The sequence below is a fragment of the Halovivax sp. genome (genome assembly GCA_007119345.1).
Lineage (GTDB): Archaea > Halobacteriota > Halobacteria > Halobacteriales > Natrialbaceae > Halovivax.
In genome coordinates, this window is sequence record SKPV01000026.1 from 1 (window position 1) to 3326 (window position 3326).

General features: G+C 67.6%; 4 protein-coding genes and 1 pseudogene. 3 read left to right on the forward strand and 2 right to left on the reverse strand.

The annotated features are described in order from the left end of the window. A pseudogene (locus QZT59_RS02235) lies at window positions 1-299 on the reverse strand (hypothetical protein); the annotation flags it as partial. A gap of 316 nt (window positions 300-615) precedes the next feature. On the opposite strand from QZT59_RS02235, the gene QZT59_RS02240 reads away from it, so the two are divergent. The 3 genes from QZT59_RS02240 to QZT59_RS02250 all read left to right on the forward strand — a co-directional run bounded on the left by QZT59_RS02240 (window position 616) and on the right by QZT59_RS02250 (window position 2994). Then, window positions 616-867, forward strand: coding sequence for a hypothetical protein (locus tag QZT59_RS02240; protein ID WP_290810738.1), 252 nt, complete (start codon window positions 616-618; stop codon window positions 865-867). A 121-nt stretch (window positions 868-988) separates the two neighbouring features. Next, window positions 989-2641, forward strand: a complete 1653-nt coding sequence (locus tag QZT59_RS02245; RefSeq protein WP_290810741.1) for a protoglobin domain-containing protein — start codon at window positions 989-991, stop codon at window positions 2639-2641. 74 nt (window positions 2642-2715) lie between these two features. Continuing rightward, complete coding sequence (locus tag QZT59_RS02250) at window positions 2716-2994, forward strand: hypothetical protein (protein WP_290810744.1); 279 nt, start codon at window positions 2716-2718, stop codon at window positions 2992-2994. A 124-nt stretch (window positions 2995-3118) separates the two neighbouring features. Here QZT59_RS02250 and QZT59_RS02255 read toward each other — a convergent pair. After that, on the reverse strand, window positions 3119-3326 hold a 208-nt coding region (locus tag QZT59_RS02255; RefSeq protein ID WP_290810747.1), incomplete at its 5' end, for a universal stress protein.

Consider the following 3326-nt stretch of genomic DNA (forward strand, 5'->3'; position numbering starts at 1 on the left):
ACGTCCCAGTCGCGCGCCCAGAAGACGAACAGCACGTGGACGACGGACCAGATCGCGAACCAGATACCGAGTTCCGACCGCCAGTTGACGGGAAAGTTCCCCGAAAACCGACGCCTGATCGACGGCCGGATGCGCACCAGCGGGCCGATGACCATCACCAAGAACAGGATGAAAAAGGGGACGGCGGCGACGACACGCTGTCCGCCGTATCCGACGACCCACAACAGGGCCGCCACGACGACGCTCCCGACCGCGACGCCGAGGTGATGCGTGAGCTCGTTGTTGGTGTCTACCGTCATGGTGTCACCGTGTCAACCGTTGGTAACCGGACGAACACCGATCGCTCGGATAAAGGTATGCCCGGTATGCAGAGCGCTTTTCAGATGCGGACGTGGCACCTGGCGGCCGCGATCGATCGCATTCGGACCGGCCAGGGCGATTTCCGCCTTCCGGACACTCTCCGAACCGCCCGAACGATTTCCACTCTCCGAACCGCCCGGGCGATTTCCGCCTTCCGGACACTCTCCGAACCGCCCGGACGACCGGGGCGGGCCGACCGGGGTGTCCGCCGCTCACGGCGCGCGACTAATTCTTCGCGGCGGCGTACGATACCCCATGAGTTACGCAAACTGGCAGTGTCGGCTCTACGGTCACCAGTGGCGCCACCCCGGTGAGTACGAGGTGGTGCTGACCAGCGACGTCGGTCCGGCGTACCCGTTCCAATGCGAGGCGTGCGGGGCCCGGATGTCAATGAACGGAAACGGTGATCGGTTTCACGACGAACCGGATCGGACGTCCTCAGCGTCCGAGCCCGACCTCGAGTCGGCGGCCGAGCCCGATGTGGACGCGAGACGGCTGACGGGGTGATCCGGGCCGGCGCGTCGGTACCGGCCGCCGACACTCTCAGAAACCGGTTGAAGGAGGGGAAATTCCCGGAGACCGGGAACTGCCCCGACCATCTTAAAACGCGAGCCGAACACGTTCACCGATGACGGACGATCCGATCTTCGGGCGTGGGGGCTTGAACCCGTACGTCGACGCGGACGAGCTGGTAGCGCGAATCGGACTGACCGAGAGCGAAATCGACTGGCGGAAGGACTTTCTGAACTTCGACGAGGAGGACGAGCGGCGGCTCTCGGAGCTGGAGCCGCTCCTGCGGGCCGAACAGGAGGCCATCGCGGACGACTTCTACGAGAAGCTGCTGCGCTACGAGGGAACCCGCGAGATCTTCGAGCGCTCACCCAAGGACGTCGAGGCGTTGAAGCAGACCCAGCGAGCGTACCTGCGCTCGCTCGCGACCGGGGAGTACGACCGAGCGTACTTCGCGAACCGGGCCCGGATCGGCAAGCTCCACGAGTTGCTCGACATGCCGCTGAAGTACTACGTCGGGCAGTACGGCGTCTACTACGACCTCCTCCTGGATCGGCTGAACGCGCGGGTCCAGGACCGGGTCGTCGAGGCGATCGAGGAGTGGGCCGCCGAGCGCGAAGCTGCCGAGGAAGAGGGTGGCCTGGGTCGACTCGCTGACGTGTTCGGTTTCGGCGACGATGGAGGTGACGTCGACGACGGCCTGGAGGCGTCGTTCGAGCGGACGGTTCGCTCGGCGATCGACGACGGCATGATGGACGTGCTGGCGCTGTTGCGGATCATCAACCTCGACCTGCAGGTCGCAACGGAGACGTACGTCGATTCCTACGCGACCCGTCTGGAGGAGGCGATCGATCGCCGGGACCGGCTCACGGCGGCCGTCGAGGCCGACGTCCGGGCACCGATCGACGAACTTCACGAGGCGAGCGAAGCGGTCGCGGCGCGTGCGGAGGCGATCAGCGCCCACGCCTCGAACCAGGCGACGGCGATCGAGCGGAGCGCGTCTGAGGTCGGCGCCGTGAGCGCGACCGTCGAAGAGGTCGCGAGTGTGGCCGACGACGTTCGGGGGGAGAGCGAGCGCGCCGAACGTCTCACGGCGGACGGGGCGGACGCGGCCGAGGACGCCCTCGAGGAACTGGACGCGATCGAGCGGGCCGCGGCCGACGTCGAAGCAGCGGTAGCGTCGCTGGACGAGCGCGCCGACGCGATCTCGACCGTCGTCGAGCGCCTCGACGAGGTCGCGACGCGCACTTCGATCCTGGCGAAAAACGCCGAGATCGAGGCCGCCCGGAGCGCGACGGAGTCGGAGACGGACCGGACCCTCATGGTGATCGCCGACGAGATCGACGCCTTCGCAGAGCGCACGCGGGCCGACCTCGGGTCGATCGAGGAGACCGCCCGGGAGGTCGGCGACGAGGTCGAGGCGACGGTCGAGACGGCGGAGGAGATGGTCGAACGGGTCGACGCCGGCTCCGATCGAGTCCGCGAGACGGTCGCCTCGCTCGAGACGGTTCACGAGGCGGTTCGATCGACCGCGGCGGGGATGGAGGATGTCGCCGCCGCGACGGACCAGCAGGCCCGCAGCGTCCAGTCGATCGCCGAGTCGCTCGACGAGCTCGGCGGTGACGCCGACCGCGTCGCGGGTGCGGCGGAGTCGGTCGCGGCGGCCAGCCAGGAGCAGACCGCCAGTCTCGGTGACGTTAGCGACGCCGTCGAGCGGCTGACGACGGACGTCGATGGTGAGTCGACGCCAGTGTACGAGCGCGTGAACTGACTCGTGAATATGTGGTTTTGCTAGCGGTTGACAAAGAGATACGACCGAGCGCTGCGTAGGGTGGTGAGAGAGGTATGGAGTTCCTACGCGAGGCGATCGGATGGTACCGACTGAACCGCGGGGTCGGCAAGCGCATGCGCGACGACGGCGCCCAGCCGATGCCGTGTCCGCACTGCGCTCGCGAGACGCCGGTGTTCCAATCCTCGTACGACGCGACCGGCGACCCGACTTCGTTCAGCGTCTGTTGTTGGTGTCGTGGATTGATCGAGTACGGGGGTTCCAGCAGCCGACCGCACGCCCCGTACGCGACGGCAAAAGAGATCCAGGCCGAGGGACGCCGATCGAAGCCGTAGGCGACGGGCGCCGCACACGCCGTTCGGGCACGTCGCGCCGAATCGCTCGGGTTCTTTCCACCGCGAGTGAACCGGTCGAGCGAGAGAACGGTCTGGGACCCGGCGGGCACCGGTCGCGACCGGCTCAGGCCGTCAGGACCGGCCGGTCTGCCGTGCGGACGATGCGTTCGGCGACGCTCCCCATTCGGTCGGTCCGGGGGTGTCCCTGGCCCTGGTGGCCGATGACGATCAGGTCGGCGTCGACCTCGTCTGCGACCTCGCGGACCTCCTCCCAGGGGCGGCCGTGACAGAGTGTCTCCGTGGACTCGATGCCGACGTTCTCGGCGCGATCG

Bases quoted from the DNA above. Each gene is read 5' to 3' on its own strand.
- QZT59_RS02240 (WP_290810738.1), top strand. From the start codon at position 616: ATGAGTTACGCAAACTGGCAGTGTCGGCTCTACGGTCACCAGTGGCGC.
- QZT59_RS02245 (WP_290810741.1), top strand. From the start codon at position 989: ATGACGGACGATCCGATCTTCGGGCGTGGGGGCTTGAACCCGTACGTC.
- QZT59_RS02250 (WP_290810744.1), top strand. From the start codon at position 2,716: ATGGAGTTCCTACGCGAGGCGATCGGATGGTACCGACTGAACCGCGGG.